Raw genomic sequence first — 15397 nt, 5'->3', positions numbered from 1 at the left:
GGAGCTTGTCCCAGGACATGGCTGCAGGGCAGATATGCGTTCGTTCCGGCGCAGGCCTCGAGCGCCGGGCCACAGCAATATCAGCCCCCGACCGGAGCGCAGTGGCGGGTAGGAACCCGTCGATCGGACGCCCCGGACCGGCCTTAACCTCGGCCGTCTTCTCGTGCGGGGCGGTCTACTGGGTCTTTCGGGGATCGTCCGCCGGATTCACGTAAGTGATCCCCCACGGACCCCGGGTGCTGAGCTGCACCACGGTTTCCGTCCCGGTCTGCACGAAGTGCTGCGTGCCCGGCGGCATGGCGATGACGCCCCCGGCCGTGATGGTTTTCGTCTTGCCCGGGTCGAAGGTCGGCCCCATGCCGATGTTGAACTCCCCGTCGACGACGGTGACGACCTCGTCGGTCGGATGGGTGTGGGGCGGAATCCTATAGTTTTCCGGGAACTTCAACCGCATCACGAACATGCCTTCCTTCGACGGATCCCCATAGAGGAGCGACATCTGCGCCCCCTTGGGAAGGGAAGGAGGACCGTCCCTCCAGGTGATGTCGCCCGGATTGACCATGGTGTGTTGGTGCTGCTGTTGCGCGGCGGCTGGCGCCGCGAAGAACAGAAGGGCTGAAGCGCAAGCTGTTGCCGAAAGCATAAACGACTGCATCACAACCTCCCGAAAGGATGATGTGGCGGACGCAAACGCACGCGGCCGGATCGGATGATCTGCCGCACGGTCGACGCTCTGCCTTTCGCCGTGCGTTGTCAAGGAACCGCTTGAGGCGCCACGCGGGATGGGGGCCTTCGGGGGCGATGCCAGCGCATCGTGCGGAAAAGTGGACCCGGTTTTCCGCAAAGAACGATGCGCCGCCAAGAGTGGAGCATCGGATTGGTCCCAAAAGTGCAAGTCCACTTTTGGGTCCGATGCTCTAAGGTGGCCCGTCGGCCGCTCGCCCTCGGGCCGGCGGCCGAAAGGGAGAGTGTCGCATGATGCTCCGGATCTGGACCCTTGTCGCCTTGACCATCGCGGCCCTCAGCCTCGGGCCCTCCTTCGCCCATGTGCTGGAGGCGCCGCCGCGGCTTGCCGTCTGGTCGCCGGAGCTGTGGCGCGACGCGACCGTGTTCAATGGGCAGTTCCGGCTCTTCGCCTTCGTGGGAGCGCCGCTCGATCTCGGGATCATCCCGATCGTCGGCGTCCTGGCCTATCTGCTGCGCCACGAACCGGGCCGCTTCCGCTTCGCACTGGCCGGCACCGTTCTCTTCGCCTTCGCGCTCGCCGCCTGGGTCGCCCTGGTGGCGCCGGCCAACGCCGTTCTGGCCACCTGGCAGCCCGGCCCGGTCCCGGACGACTTCCACGGGGTCCGCAACCGCTGGGAGACAGGCCACATGGCGGTGGCGGCCCTCAAGCTCCTCGGCTTCATGGCGACGGCGCTCGCCGTCGCTCCGGCCGCAAAACCGGCAAACCGGCGCTGACGGGTCAACCGGAACTCACGGCCTCCCTGGACGGATCGCTCCGTTCGGGAACGCGCGACGGGCCGGCCTCGCCTTCCTGGGCCCGGCGCTCGATCTGGGCCATCAGCGCATCGGCCATTTCCTGGAGCCGCTGCCGGTCCGGCTCCGGGAACGCGCGCGGCTGGGTATCGATCACTGACAGGGCCCCGACGACCGTCCCCGAGGAAGTCCGCAACGGGGCCCCGGCATAGAACCGGATCCCCTTCTCCAGCACGAGCGGGTCGTCGGCGAAGCGGTCGTCCTTGGTCACATCCTCGGATACCAGCACCTCGTTGGCCGCGACCACGTGGGCGTCGAGCGCCCCGTCGTGCGGGGCCTGGTGGGCGACCTGCGCCTCCTCGCCTGCGGCCGGGGCGGCCGGGTGCGGCCGGAGCACCTCGTCGACGAAGGACACGAGGGCAATGGGGGCGTCGAACGCCTTTGCGACCTGACCCGACACCTCGTCGAACTGCCGGTTCCTGGCCGATGCCAGGCCGAGATCGTGCAGGGCCGCGATCTGCGCCTGCTCCGTGTCGGGGAGGACCGGGGGCGCTCCGCCGGGCTGGGCCGGGCGGGCGGTCCAGGCGTTCACCTGGTCGACGCAGGCCTCCAGGGATGCGAAGACCGCATCGGCCGCCATCTGCTTCTTGAGATCCTCGGTCTGGCCGGAAGCCGGCGCCAGATTCCAGCAGCAGACGACGAGCTTCACGTGCGGCGCCCGGCGGCGCAGGCGGCGGCAGATGTAGCGGGCGTAAACCTGCGGCTGCGGATGGAGATAGGACAGGCAGACCACCTCCACGCCCTGCAGGTCGAGCTGCCCGAGGGCGCCCTGGCTGACGGCAATGGGCGGCAGGACGCGGGTGCCGATGCCGCGCTCGTCGAGCGCCTGCGCGGCCATTTCGGCCGCCGCGCGGTCGAGCTCGGTGCGTCCGGCGACGCAGAGGACGGTCGGCGGCCGCTCCGCCGCCGCGGAAGTCGAGCCGGCAGGGCCCGCCCCGTCGCCGGCTTTGTCCGCAGAAACCTTCTCCCGCACATGGTCCTCGACCTCCCGCACGACGCAGATCGCCGTATCGGCCACGAGCCGCCGATAGTTGGTGTCGGTGGTGCTGCGCTGGCGGTCATTTTCCGCCAGGCGCAGGGCCGGGATGGCGACGTTGTCGTAGAACTCCCGCGAGGAACACTCGTCGACGTAGTCCTCGGCGATTTCCACCGCCTCCTCCAGGTTGCCGGCGAGCAGGCGCTGGTAGAGCCGCTCCTCTGGCGCGAGCACCGGATCGCTGCCGAGGAGGACGCCCAGGAATTCCAGTTGCGGCACGTAGCGGCCGATGACCACGAGGCAGACGGTCAGCGGGGTGGCGAGAAACAGCCCGACCGGTCCCCACAGGGAGGTCCAGAAGATCGCCGCCATGATGATCGCGAGCGACGACAGGCCGGTGCTGGAACCGTAGAGCCACGGCTCGACCACGTTGTTGCTGACGAGCTCGGCGAAGAGGAACAGCCCCAGCACCCAGAACAGCATCGTCCAGCCGGGATCGACCGCGATGGCGAGCGCGACCGGGAAGAGCGCGGCCAGGAACGGGCCGAGATAGGGAACGAACCGCAGGACGGCCGCGAGCAGCCCCCACAGGATCGCATTGGGCACCCCGATGAAGTAGAGCGCGATGCCGATCGGAATGCCGTAGGTCAGGTTCACCACGAGCTGCATCAGCAGGTAGCGGCTGACGCGGGCGGCCGCGTCGTTGATCGCCTGCGTGCTCTTCTGGAGGTCGCCCGCGCCGGCGAGCTTGATGAAGCGGTCGCGCAGATCCTCCTGCTCGAGCAGCACGAAGATCACGAAAATGACCACGAGGCCCGCCGTTGCGAGCGGTGCGAGCAGCGGGCCGACGACGGTCTGGATGATCTCGAGCGGCTTGGCCTGCGGGGATTCGAGACGCACCGTGACCGGCTCCTGCGGCGCTGGTCCCGCCCCGAGCCCGGGCTGGGGCTGCGGCTGCTCGGGCTTCGCCTTGTCACCCGAGATCTCCTTGCCAAGGTCCTCGATGGTGGTGGTGACCTTCTCGACCACGCCGCCCCCGGGCGCGGATTGCTGCAGGGAGCGGATCTTCTGGGTGATGGTGGTCTGGTAGGCCGGGAGGTTGTCGGCGAGCTGGATGAGCTGGCGCCCGACCACGAAGGCGATGCCGGCGATCAGGATGAACGCAAGGGTCACGGCGACGAGCACCGCGGCGATCCGGGGCAGACGGAAGCGCCTGAACCAGTTCACCAGGGGCGTGAGGGCGAAGCTCAGGAGGATCGCCAGGGCGAAGGGGATGAAGATGTCCCGGCCGAAATAGAGCGCCCCGATCGCCAGGACGATGCCACCTGCCGTCAGGATGGGTGAGCTTGCCGGCGGCGCAGCAGGCTGAAGAGGCGGCGGAGCCGGGTCGGCCATGATGCGGCACCTTCCGGGTGGGTTGACCGGAAGACAACTCCGCTTGAGGCTCCTTGGATCCGGCCAAGCCTGCGGGCCGGGAAGGGGAGACGCCCCCGGCACGCCGCCGGCTGTGCCCCTCCCCTTCCCTTATGCGCCTCTTCGCGCCGGCTTCAGATGAACAGGTCCCTCGTCTGGGCTAGGAAGACGCTGCCCTCGTCCACATAGGCGAGCGATTGGCCGTCGTCGGAGAGCGAAGGGTTCGGGAAGAACCCGCGCTCGACCCGGGCGAGCTTGTCCGTGCACCGGTCGTACACGAAGACCTGCCGATCGGGGTTGATCGGCCCCGCATAGTCGGAGGCCTCGTTCTCGAAGGTGACGTAGCGCCCGTCCGCCGAGATCTCGGGGTCGAAGGACCCACGGGCGAGCTGCGTCCCGTCGCTCTCGATCGACACGCGCTCCGTGACGCCGGTCTTCCGGTCGAAAACGAAGATGTCCGCGACGCCGTTCGTGTCCCCGCGCACGAGATTGGACGCGTAGCTCGAATAGACCACGAAACGGCCGTTGGCCGAGATCTCGGCCTCGCCGCTGTTGTCGCTCCCGCCCTGGCCGCTCCGGGTCTCGGAGATGCGCTCGGTCGTGCCTGCGATCCGGTCGTACAGGAACACGTCGCCGTGCTGCCCGTCGTCGCCGGCCACTAGGTTGGACGCGAAGCTCATGTAGGTCACGTAGCGCCCGTCGGCCGAGATCGATGGGTCGTGGCTCCAGCCATTCGATTGAGCGCCGTTATGCGCGACCGAGACTCGTTCGGTCGCGCCGGTCTGCTGGTCGTGGACGAAGATGTCGTGCCCGCCATTCGTGTCGCCCGCCACCAGATTCGACGCCTTGCTCTCGAACGCGATGAAGCGGCCGTTCGCCGACAGGGCCGGCGCCTCGGCGAAATCGCTGACGCCGCTGTAGTCGTTGGCTTGCGCGCCGTCCGACGCGACCGAGACGCGCTTCGTCGTGTGCGTCACCCGGTCGAACACGAACACGTCGGCGGTGTCGTTCGTGTCGCCCGCCACGATGCCGGACGCGAAGCTGATATAGGCCACGAACCGTCCGTCCGCCGAGATGGCGGGCGTGAACGCCTCCGCATCGGCGCTGCCGTCCGCCTTCATGGAGACCCGCTCGATCAGGCCTGTCTGCCGGTCGCGCAGGAACACGTCGGAGAGCCCGCCATCGTGGTCTCCCGGGATCAGGTCCGGGGAACTGCTCCTGAAGGCCACGTAGCGCCCGTCGCCCGACAGGTCGGGGCCGTCGCCGTCCACGGCCCTTCCGTCGGGTGTGGCCGAGATCAGCTCCGCCTCGGCCCGGTCCGCAACGCCGATGTGGAAATTCCCGTAGACGGCCTTGTGCCCGATCGTAGCCTTGACCTTGATGGTGTGGTTCTGGGCCGATTCGTAATCGAGCAGGGAGCCGTCTGCCACGGTGACGATTCCGGTCTTCGGGTCGATCCTGAATGCGCCGCCCGCATCGTCGGCCAGGCTGTAGACCACCGGCCCCTTCCCCTTGCGGATGAAGGCGGCGACGTCGATCCCGACCTCGGTCCCGGCCGCGGCCCCTTCCGCGACCACGTTCCTCGCGCCGTCGGCGTCCCAGAGGGCCGTCTTCTTCTGCCCGTGCTTTGCTCGTCCCATCGTCGCCTCCAGGTTTTTTCGGGAAGGGGTCAGACTGAAGGCGCAATCGGCAGGCGGCCAGAGGGCGCCGGGACGACGAGCCGTAGTTGCACCTCCCTTAACCCGAGGTCGCAGGGGCCGACTCTTTTGCCTGCCGCCTCCGTTGACTTTTGGGCGATTGACCTCCCGTCGCCTCCCCGTCGAGGTACGTCCCATAATCCCTTGCGGCGAGGGTCCCTTCATGGACGACGGGCACCCGATGCCCCTTGCGGTCCCGCGCCGCATCGCGCTAGCTGGGCGCCCCGCATCCGACGTTCGCCATGACCGCCCGCACCCGATTTTCCCGCTCCCAGGCCCGCCGAATCGCGCTGGCCGCGCAGGGCCTCGCCGAAGGCCGGCCCGCCGCCCCGACCGGACGCCACGTTACCCGTGTGCTCGGGCGCTCGAACCTGCTCCAGATCGATTCGGTGAACGTGCTGGTGCGGGCCCATTATATGCCGCTCTTCTCGCGGCTGGGCGCCTACGAGCGCGACCTCCTGGAGAAGACCGCCTATCACCCGAAGAAGCGTGGCGCCTTCGAGTACTGGGGGCACGAGGCCTCGCTCATCCGGCTCGACCTGCATCCCCTGTTCCGCTGGCGCATGGCCCGGGCGGCCCGGGGCGAGGGCACGTATGGCGGGCTCGCCCGCTTCGGGCGCGAGAAGCGCGCCTTCATCGAGGAGGTCAGGCGCGAGATCGAGACGCGCGGGCCGTTGAGCGCGGGCGAGCTCAGCGGCGGTCACAAGGGCCAGGGCTCCTGGTGGGGCTGGAGCGACGGCAAGCGCGCCCTCGAATGGCTGTTCTGGGCCGGCGAGGTCACCACCGCGACCCGGCGCGGCTTCGAGCGGGTCTACGACATCCCCGAGCGGGTGCTGCCGTCCGACATCCTGAACGCCCCGACGCCTTCGGACGAGGAGGCGCAGCGCGAGTTGCTGCGGCTCTCGATCCGGGCGCTCGGCATCGCGAGCGAGCGCTGCCTGCGCGATTACTTCCGCATCGAGCCCACCGACGCGAAGGCGCGCATTCCCGAGCTCGTGGAGAACGGCGACCTCGTGCCCGTCGAGGTGGAAGGCTGGCCCGGGCCCGTCTATCTCGATCCCGCCGCGAAGCTGCCGCGCCGGGTCGAGGCGCGGGCGCTGGTCTCGCCCTTCGACCCCATCGTCTGGGAGCGCACCCGCACGGAGCGCCTGTTCGACTTCCGCTACCGGATCGAGATCTACACCCCGGCCGAGAAGCGCGAGTTCGGCTATTACTGCCTGCCCTTCGTGCTGGGCGAAAACATCGTGGCCCGCCTCGACCTCAAGGCCGACCGGGCGACGGGCCGGCTCCTCGTGCACTCCATCCACCCGGAAGCCGGCGTGGCCCCGGAGGCGATCGCGTCACCGTTGGGCGAGGAGCTTCGCCTCATGGCCGGCTGGCTCGGCCTCGGCGCCATCGAAGCCCCGAAGGACTGGCGCAAACGCCTCAGGATCTGAGCCCGCGATGGCACCTTGGCCGCGGCGCCCCATATCAGAGGCGCCACCAAGGAGAACCCGGATGATCATCACCACCACGCCGACCGTCGAGGGCCGCCGCATCGCCTCCTATCGGGGCATCGTCTCGGGCGAGGCGATCTTCGGCGCCAACGTGTTCCGCGACTTCTTCGCGTCGATCCGCGACGTGGTGGGCGGACGCTCCGGCTCGTACGAACGCGTGCTGCGCGACGGACGCGACACGGCCCTGCGGGAGATGATCGACGAGGCCGAGCGCCTCGGCGCCCACGCCATCGTGGGTGTGCAGCTCGACTACGGCGCGCTCGGCGCCAACGAGGGCATGATGATGGTCACGGCGAACGGCACCGCCGTGACCCTGGAATAAGGGCTTCTTGAGGGGCGCATCGTTTGACGCGGAAAACCGGATCCACTTTTCCGAAACGATGCGCTCAGAGCAGGAAGTCGCCCTGCGCCAGGGACGAGATGCCCTTCAGGACGACGGCGAAATCCGCCTTGGCGTCGCCGTTCACGTCGGCCTGGAGCATCACGCCGCCCTTGATCTTGGAGTAGCGCAGCTCCCCCTCGACGCCGTGGAAGCCCGAGCGGCCGATGAAGGTGAAGTCCTGGTCGCCCGCAAGGCTGCGGCTCGCGTCGATGGCGGTGAGATCGATCACGTCCCCCTGCTTGCGCGAGAAGTCGTAGATCGTGTCCCGGCCCTTGGACGAGGCCGTGCTGTCGCCGGTCGCCTTGAACACGAAGGCATCGGCGTCCGCACCGCCGAAGAGCTTGTCGGCCCCGCGTCCGCCGGCGATGCGGTCGTTGCCGGCAAAGCCCAGGAGCGTGTCCTTGCCCCGGCCGCCGGTGATCACGTCGTCGCCCAGGTGCTGGCCGGCATCGTATTTGTCGGGATTGGCGATCACGTCCGACAGGATCTGCGTGAACTCGGCCCGGGTGGGCTCTCCCGCCCAGGCGGCGACCTGGTTGACCAGGAACGGGTTGAGGGCGGCGGTGTAGTGGGTGAGCAGGTGGTAGCGATAGGCCGCCTCGCCCAGGAGACCGATGGCGGCCGCCTCCTGCGCGTCGCTGGCGCCGGGCGCCAGGAGGCTGTTAGCCGCGCCGAGCAGGAGCGCCCCATAGGGCGAGCCGACATAGAGCGCCGGGCCGAACCGCGCGATGTCGTTGCTGAAGAGGATATTGCTTTCGACGAGGCTCGGGGCGCTGTAGTTCCCGACCGGATCGCCCCATTCCACGTAGTTCGTGAGCTGGGAGACGGCGCCCGACGGCACGAGGTCGTTGTCGATGCCCGGCGCGCCGAAGGTCGCGCCGCCGAGGCCGAGCTGGGCCGCCACGTAGGCGGCCTCGCCGCCACCGAGGGAATGGCCGGTGACGAAGACGTTGTCCTTGGAGATCCCCGCCTTGGCGGCCTGCTGGATCACCGCCTTGGTGAAGGCGAGCGCGTCGTCGAAGGCCGGCGGCTTGTCGCCGCGATAGATCATTAGGTCGGCCAGGATCTGGGCGCCGACGAATTCGGGCTGCTGCTCGAAGTCCCCGATGTCCGTGCCCTCGAAGGCGACGATCACCTGGCCGGAGGCGCTCAGGAAAGCCGCCCCGTAGAAGCCGGACGCGACGTCGAGGGAGGTCATCTGCTGGCCGTTCGCCTTGAACGGGTTGGAGGCGGGCGTGGAACCCTGGGTATAGGTCCAGGCGGAGGCCTGGAGGAACTCGGAGACGGTCGGGCGGGTCATGGAAAGGCTCCGGGGCGAGGAAGCCTTACCATACGGAATTTAAGATTAATTTCACGTGTCGATTTCGTAACGGTTCAGACCCGCCGGACGCCGCTGAGAAGCCCCCCGCCCACAAGGAAGAAAAGGATCAGCACTGCAGGCCCTGCGGCCTGGGTTTCGAACAGGCCCGTCGCCACCGCCACCGCGAGCGGGGCCAGGAAGGACGTGACCTTGCCCGAGAGGGCGAGCAGCCCGAAATAGCGCCCGGCCTCCCGGGCCGGCACGAGGCGCGCCAGCATGCTGCGGGCCGAGGCCTGCATGGGCCCGGCGACCGAGCCGATGACGAGGCCGAGGGCGAGGAAGAGCTTTTCCGGGGCGCTGCCGTAGAGGCCGTCGCCTGCTTGAGCCGGCTCGGTCGGGATCACGAAGAAGATGTGGTCCGGCCCCAGTGACAGGACGCCGACGCAGACGAGGCCCAGGGTCGTGATGGCCCCGAGGATCACGGGCTTCGCCCCGAACCGGTCGTCGAGACGGCCGCCGATGAGGGCCCCGATGGTGCCGGTCACCGTGAGCAGGATGCCGAAGACCCCGAGTTCCACCGCCTGCCAGCCGAACACGCCCGCCCCGTAGATGCCACCGAAGGCGAAGAGGGCGACGAGCGCGTCCTGGTAGACCATGTTGGCCAGGAGGAAGCGCACGAGGCCGGGATGCCGCTTCGCGTCCCCCAGGGTGCTGCGCACCTGCGCGAGCCCGTGCCGGACGGCGGCGCGGGGGCTCAGGGTCGAACGGGCGATGTCGGGGGTGAAGAGGAAGAGCGGCAGGATGAAGACCAGGAACCACACGGCCGAGAACGGCCCCGTGACCCGGTCGCCCGCCCGCGTCGCCGGATCGAGCCCGAAGAGCGGCGCGATGCCGAGAAAGGTCTTTCCGGTCTCGGGGTTCGCGGCCAGGAATCCCAGCACGATCACCAGCGACACGAGGCCGCCCAGATAGCCGATGGCCCAGCCGGTGCCGGAGAGCCGCCCGAAGCGCTCGGGCGGCACGAGGTGCGGAATCATGGCGTTGTTGAACACCGCCGCCACCTCGACCGCCACGGTGCCGACCGCGAAGCCCGCGAGCGCGATCGGGATCGCGTGGGCCGCGCCCGGCGCCGCATGCCACAGCACCCAGGACGCGGCGAAGAGCACGAGCCCGCAGGCGGCGATCCAGGGCTTCTTGGGACCGGTCGCGTCCGCGATCGAGCCGAGGACCGGCGACAGGAATGCGAGCACGAGGCCCGCGGCCGCGGTGGCGAAACCCCAGAGGCTCTGGCCCGCGACCGGATCGGGCGCGAGTGCGGCCGCGAAATAGGGTGCGAACACGAAGGTGGTGACCAGGGTGAAGAAGGGCTGGCAGGCCCAGTCAAACAGGAGCCAGCCGGCAATCGCCGCGCGGCCGGCCTTGGCGGTCGGGAGTCCGGCCGCGTCCGTGGCCGGGGGCGACGCCGCGGCCGCGGGGGATGGGGATCGGATGTCCAACGGTCGGGGCTCCTCGTCCGACCGCCCCGGCAGGCTGCCGGGACGCTCAGGAATACCTAACGGAAGCCGAGCCCATATCAGCCTTTTGCCAGATCGCCCAGCAGGCTTGCGGCGACGGTCACCTTGGACACGGTGAGGCCAGAGGCCACGATCCCGTCGACGGCGCCGCGGATGCGGGCCACGTCGGCCCCGCGCTTCTCGCTCCAGGCCTGCACGCCCTCCGGACCGGCCCCGCTCTGGGACACGACCTCGGCCGTGAGGTTGCGGTGCGCCGACGCGATGCTGTCGATCGCCCGGTCGAGGGCCAGGCGGTCGAAGTAGTCGCTGACGCTGATCTCGCGGGCGAAGCCGATGAGGGATCCGAGCCGGAAGGCCGCCTCCAGGGCAAAGTGGGTCTGGGCGATGTCGCGCACGGGCTTGCCGGTCCGCTGGGCCGTCAGGACGATGTCCGGCGCGGCCACGAGATCCGGCAGGGCCGCGAGGCGGCGCGCCAGGTCCTCCGGCGTGCCCTGCTGGACGAGAGCCTGCGTCCTCTCCTCCCACACGAGGCGCGCGTCGGGCGAGAGCGTTTCGGAAAGCCCCCGCTCCACCTCGGCGATTCCGGCCTCGTAGGTGCCGATCACGGAATCGAGGGAATGGGTGGCGAAGTCCACGTGGCGGATGAACCAGACGATCCGGTTCATGAGCAGGTCCTGCAGGTCGCCGTAGAGGCGAAGCTGGAGCTGGCCCGGCACCACGCCGTCGAGGGCGTCGATGGCGACGTTCATTTCCGTGAGGCCGAAGGAATCCCGGGTCGCCGCATAGGCGGCCGCGATGGTCGGCGCATCCGCGCCTGTCTCGTCGACGAGGCGCGCGATCATGGTGGCGCCGCCCCGGTTGATGATCGCGTTGGCGAGCTGCGTGGCGATGATCTCGCGGCGCAGGCGGTGGCCGGCGATCGCGTCGGGGAAGCGCTCGCGCATCTCGGCCGGGAAGTAGCGGTCGAGCTCCTTGCCGAGATACGGATCGTCCGGCACCGGGCTCTCGAGAAGCTCGTCGTGCAGGGAGAGCTTCGCGTAGGCGAGCAGCACGGCGAGCTCCGGCCGGGTCAGGCCCTCGCCGCGGCGGGCGCGCTCGGTGAGCGCGGCGTCGTCCGGCAGGTACTCGACGGTCCGGTTGAGCCGCCCCTGCGCCTCCAGCATGTGCATGAGCCGCCGGGCGAAGCCGATGTCGGAGGCCCCGCGCCGCTCGGAGAGCGAAAGGGCGAGGGTCTGCAGGTAGTTGTTGCGCAGGACGAGCTTGGCGACCTCGTCGGTCATGTCCTCGAGGAGCGCGTTGCGGTCGTCCTGGCTCAGGCGGCCGTCCCGCTCCGGCTGGCTCAGGCCGATCTTGATGTTCACCTCGACGTCCGAGGTGTTCACGCCGGCCGAGTTGTCGATGGCGTCGGTGTTGAGGCGGACGCCCGAACGCGCCGCCTCGATGCGCCCGCGCTGGGTGACGCCGAGATTCGCGCCCTCGCCGATCACTCTGGCGCGCACGTCCGCTCCCGTGATGCGGATCGCGTCGTTGGCGCGGTCGCCCACCTGCTCGTCGGTCTCCGTGGAGGCGCGGATATAGGTACCGATGCCGCCGAACCAGAGCAGGCCCACATCGGCCTTGAGGATGGCGCTCATCACCTCGGCCGGGGTCGCTGCCGCCTTGTCGAGGCCGAGGAGCGCGCGCACCTCGTCCGAGAGCGGGATCGACTTGGCGCTGCGCGGGAAGACGCCACCGCCTTTCGAGATCAGGGCCTTGTCGTAGTCCTGCCAGCTCGAGCGGGGCAGATTGAACAGGCGCTGGCGCTCCTGGTACGAGGTTTCCGGATCCGGGTTCGGATCGAGGAAGATGTCCCGGTGGTCGAAGGCGGCCACGAGCTTGAGCGCGCGCGACAGCAGCATGCCGTTGCCGAACACGTCGCCCGACATGTCGCCCACGCCCGCCACGGTGACGGGCTGCTCCTGGATGTCGATGTCCATCTCGCGGAAGTGGCGCTTCACCGCCTCCCAGGCGCCGCGGGCCGTGATGCCCATCTTCTTGTGGTCGTAGCCCTGGCTGCCGCCGGACGCGAAGGCGTCCCCGAGCCAGTGGCCCTTCTCGAGGGAGATCTCGTTGGCGATGTCCGAGAAGGTGGCGGTGCCCTTGTCGGCCGCGACCACGAGATACGGATCGTCCCCGTCGTGGCGCACCGTGTCCGGCGGCGGCACGATGTGGTCGCCGACGATGTTGTCCGTGAGCTGCAGCAGGGTGCGCACGAAGATGCGGTAGCTCTCCGTGCCCTCCGCGAGCCAGGCCTGCCGGTCGCCGGGCGGCGGCAGGCGCTTGGGCACGAAGCCGCCCTTGGCCCCGACCGGCACGATGACGGCGTTCTTCACCTGCTGCGCCTTGACGAGGCCGAGAACCTCCGTGCGGAAGTCCTGCGGCCGGTCCGACCAGCGCAGGCCGCCGCGGGCGACCTTGCCGTAGCGCAGGTGCACGCCCTCGACGCGGGGCGAATAGACGAAGATCTCGTAGAGTGGCCTGGGCAGCGGCAGGCCCTCGACCTTGGCGCATTCGAACTTGAACGCGATGGTCTGGCGCGGCAGGCCGTTGCCTTCGAGCTGGAAGAAGTTGGTGCGGATCGCCGCCTCGACGAGGTTGATGAAGCGCCGCAGGATGCGGTCGTCGTCGAGGCTGGTGACGGCCTTCAGCTCCTCCTCGATCGCGGCGCGGATCTCCGCCTCCGCGGCGGCGCGCGCCTCGGAATCCTCGATGCGCGGGTCGAAGCGGGCATAGAACAGCTCGACGATCCGCTTGGCGATGGCGCTGTGGCGGGCGAGGGTCTCGGCGAGATAATCCTGCGCATAGGGGATGATGACCTGGCGCAGGTAGCGGCCGAGCGCCCGCATCATGGCGACGTCGCGCCAGCCGAGCCCAGCCTCCAGCACGAGGCGGTTGAAACCGTCCGATTCCGCCAGGCCCCGGAACAGGGCGAGCAATGCGGCCTCGATCAGCTCCTGGATCTCGTCGATGTCGATGGCGCCGCCCGAGGCCCGCTCCAGGGTCATGTCGTGGAGCCACACCCGGTCCATGCCGGACACGCCGGACGAGACGACCCGGTAGGTCCTCTCGTTGACCACCCGGAAGCCGAGGTTTTCGAGGAGCGGCACGCGTTCGGAGAGCGGCAGGGCGGTGTTGCGCGAGAAGACCTTCAGGTTGACGCGGGTCTGGTCGTCGCCCTCGCGGCGATAGAGGTCGACTGCGCGCGGACGCGCCTCGGAGAGCTGCTCCAGGATCGCCACGTCGGCGATGGCCTGCTCGGCCCCGAAGGCCTCGCGATAGGCGGCGCTGAAGGCGTCCGCATAGCGGTGCGCGAGCGCGCGGGCCCGGGCGCCGCCGACGCTGTCGTCGAGCTGGTCGCGCAGGGCGTCGGCCCAGGTCCGGACGATGCTGGAGATGCCCGTTTCGAGGGTCTCGCGGGAGACCTGGGGCGTCTTGCCCTCGTCGCGCCCGATGATGAAGTGCGTGCGCGAGAGCGGGCCTTCCGGATAGGCCGGGTAGGAGGCCGAGACGCGGCCCTCGTAGACCTGGGCCAGGAACTCGCCGATGCGGCGGCGGGCCTGGGTATCGTAACGGTCCTTCGGGACGAAGACGAGCACCGACACGAAGCGGTCGAACTCGTCGGCGCGCGCCAGCGCCCGCACCCGCGGACGCTCGGACAGGTTCATGATCTCGATGGCGAACCCGTAGAGGGTCTCCTCGTCGATCTGGAACAGCTCGTCGCGCGGGTAGTTCTCGAGCACGTTGAGGAGCCCGCGGCCCGCATAGCTCGATGGGTCGAACCCGGCGCGGGCGATGACCTTCGCCACCTTGTGGCGCAGGTACGGCACCTCGCTCGCGGAGCTCGTATAGGCGCTCGCCGTGAACAGGCCAACGATGCGCAGCTCGCCCTGGAGCCGGCCGTCGCCGTCGAACAGCTTGACGCCGATGTAGTCGAGATGCGCCCGGCGGTGGACGCGCGACTTCACGTTGGCCTTGGTGATGATGAGCGCCTTGGGACGCGCCAGGAAGGCGCGGATCTCGGGCGTGATCGCCACGAGCTCGCGCCCGCGCCGGAGCACCCGCATGGCGGGATCGCGCAGGAGGCCGAGCCCCGATCCCTCGACCGGGTCGGCCGCGGTGTCGCCCTCGGGCAGACGGTACTCGCGAATGCCCAGGAAGGTGAAGTTGTCGCGGGCGATCCAGTCCAGGAAGGCGATCGCCTCCTTGATCTCGTCCTCCGGCAGCGGCGGAGGGTTGAGCCGGTAGTTGTGCACGATCTCGGTGACGCGCGCGCGCATGCTGGGCCAGTCGTGCACGGCGAGGCTCACGTCCTTGTGGACGCGCTGCAGGGCCTCGATCAGGCGGGTGCGGGCCTCCGCGTCGTCGATGCGCGGCAGATGGATGTGGATGAAGCTTTCCCGCTTTACGCCGATCCGCGACGAGGCCGTGGCCTCGCCCACGAGCCGCACGAGGCCGCCGGCCGCATCGCGCTCGACGGCGAGAATCGGGTGGGCGACGAGCAGCGGGTCGTAGCCCTCGTCGACGATCTCGGCGAGCGTCGAGTCGAGCAGGAACGGCATGTTGTCGTTGACGACCTCCAGCACCGTCACGTCCCGGCGGCGCCCGTTGCGCTCGACCTCGAGGTCGATCAGCCGGACGTCGGGGGTGCCGGCGGTGCGCGGCGCCTTGAGATGCTCATAGGCTTCCGTTGCGAGATCCGCGAGGGACTTGGGGGAGTAGCAGGCGAGATCCTCCGGCGGCACGCGCCCGAACAGATCCTGCAGGAAGGTCGACGGAATGGGCCGGTGGCCGGCTTCCAGGACCGCAACGGCCTCGGCCGTCAACTCGCCTCCGCTGGTCGGCGTTTCCAGCTTCATGCGCGCACCCTCTTCTGTGGTCGTTTTGGGAGCGTTGCCACAGTCCGAGTGCACGCGCAACTGGCGCCTGCCATTCTCCGCGCGGCACGGTTAAGTCTTTGACGCAAACGACCGTTTAAGTCGCGCAACGCCTGCGGACAGCAGTTTTATGTCGTGAATGTTTTCCGGCGTTCGGACAAAAAGAA

The 15397-nt window shown here is 69.2% G+C and carries 9 protein-coding genes; 3 read left to right on the top strand and 6 right to left on the bottom strand.

Annotated features, from left to right (window positions below; genetic code table 11):
* Positions 1-175 precede the first annotated feature (175 nt).
* Positions 176-655, bottom strand: a complete 480-nt coding sequence (locus DES45_RS03250; RefSeq protein WP_114768511.1) for a cupin domain-containing protein — start codon at positions 653-655, stop codon at positions 176-178.
* 320 nt (positions 656-975) lie between these two features.
* Here DES45_RS03250 and DES45_RS03245 point away from each other — a divergent pair, with 320 nt between their 5' ends.
* The gene (locus DES45_RS03245; protein ID WP_114768510.1) at positions 976-1461 is read left to right on the top strand and encodes a DUF1772 domain-containing protein; all 486 of its coding nucleotides are present in this window, start codon (positions 976-978) and stop codon (positions 1459-1461) included.
* A 4-nt stretch (positions 1462-1465) separates the two neighbouring features.
* On the opposite strand, the gene DES45_RS03240 is transcribed toward DES45_RS03245, so the two are convergent.
* Together DES45_RS03240 and DES45_RS03235 are read right to left on the bottom strand one after the other, a co-directional pair.
* Positions 1466-3910: an AI-2E family transporter gene (locus DES45_RS03240; RefSeq protein WP_114768509.1), complete on the bottom strand. Its 2445-nt coding sequence runs from the start codon at positions 3908-3910 to the stop codon at positions 1466-1468.
* 152 nt (positions 3911-4062) lie between these two features.
* Positions 4063-5568, bottom strand: a complete 1506-nt coding sequence (locus tag DES45_RS03235; RefSeq protein ID WP_114768508.1) for a PD40 domain-containing protein — start codon at positions 5566-5568, stop codon at positions 4063-4065.
* A 299-nt stretch (positions 5569-5867) separates the two neighbouring features.
* Here DES45_RS03235 and DES45_RS03230 point away from each other — a divergent pair, with 299 nt between their 5' ends.
* Complete coding sequence (locus tag DES45_RS03230; protein WP_114768507.1) at positions 5868-7061, top strand: winged helix-turn-helix domain-containing protein; 1194 nt, start codon at positions 5868-5870, stop codon at positions 7059-7061.
* Between the two features lie 61 nt (positions 7062-7122).
* Positions 7123-7443: a heavy metal-binding domain-containing protein gene (locus DES45_RS03225; RefSeq protein WP_114768506.1), complete on the top strand. Its 321-nt coding sequence runs from the start codon at positions 7123-7125 to the stop codon at positions 7441-7443.
* A gap of 64 nt (positions 7444-7507) precedes the next feature.
* Here the strand turns inward: DES45_RS03225 and DES45_RS25980 are convergent, their stop codons facing one another.
* The 3 genes from DES45_RS25980 to DES45_RS03210 all read right to left on the bottom strand — a co-directional run bounded on the left by DES45_RS25980 (position 7508) and on the right by DES45_RS03210 (position 15212).
* Positions 7508-8803, bottom strand: a complete 1296-nt coding sequence (locus tag DES45_RS25980) for a M10 family metallopeptidase C-terminal domain-containing protein (protein WP_114768505.1) — start codon at positions 8801-8803, stop codon at positions 7508-7510.
* A gap of 74 nt (positions 8804-8877) precedes the next feature.
* Positions 8878-10299, bottom strand: coding sequence for an MFS transporter (locus DES45_RS03215; protein ID WP_114768504.1), 1422 nt, complete (start codon positions 10297-10299; stop codon positions 8878-8880).
* 77 nt (positions 10300-10376) lie between these two features.
* Positions 10377-15212 (bottom strand): NAD-glutamate dehydrogenase, encoded by a 4836-nt coding sequence (locus tag DES45_RS03210; RefSeq protein ID WP_114768503.1) that lies wholly within the window; start codon positions 15210-15212, stop codon positions 10377-10379.
* Positions 15213-15397 lie beyond the last annotated feature (185 nt).

It is taken from the genome of Microvirga subterranea (genome assembly GCF_003350535.1).
Lineage (GTDB): Bacteria > Pseudomonadota > Alphaproteobacteria > Rhizobiales > Beijerinckiaceae > Microvirga > Microvirga subterranea.
This window is presented reverse-complemented; position numbering and strand designations above follow the sequence as displayed.

Excerpts from the sequence above, each read along its gene's own strand:
- DES45_RS03210 (WP_114768503.1), bottom strand. The coding sequence starts at position 15,212 with ATGAAGCTGGAAACGCCGACCAGCGGAGGCGAGTTGACGGCCGAGGCC.
- DES45_RS03240 (WP_114768509.1), bottom strand. The coding sequence starts at position 3,910 with ATGGCCGACCCGGCTCCGCCGCCTCTTCAGCCTGCTGCGCCGCCGGCA.
- DES45_RS03235 (WP_114768508.1), bottom strand. The coding sequence starts at position 5,568 with ATGGGACGAGCAAAGCACGGGCAGAAGAAGACGGCCCTCTGGGACGCC.
- DES45_RS25980 (WP_114768505.1), bottom strand. The coding sequence starts at position 8,803 with ATGACCCGCCCGACCGTCTCCGAGTTCCTCCAGGCCTCCGCCTGGACC.
- DES45_RS03245 (WP_114768510.1), top strand. The coding sequence starts at position 976 with ATGATGCTCCGGATCTGGACCCTTGTCGCCTTGACCATCGCGGCCCTC.
- DES45_RS03225 (WP_114768506.1), top strand. The coding sequence starts at position 7,123 with ATGATCATCACCACCACGCCGACCGTCGAGGGCCGCCGCATCGCCTCC.
- DES45_RS03230 (WP_114768507.1), top strand. The coding sequence starts at position 5,868 with ATGACCGCCCGCACCCGATTTTCCCGCTCCCAGGCCCGCCGAATCGCG.
- DES45_RS03250 (WP_114768511.1), bottom strand. The coding sequence starts at position 655 with ATGCAGTCGTTTATGCTTTCGGCAACAGCTTGCGCTTCAGCCCTTCTG.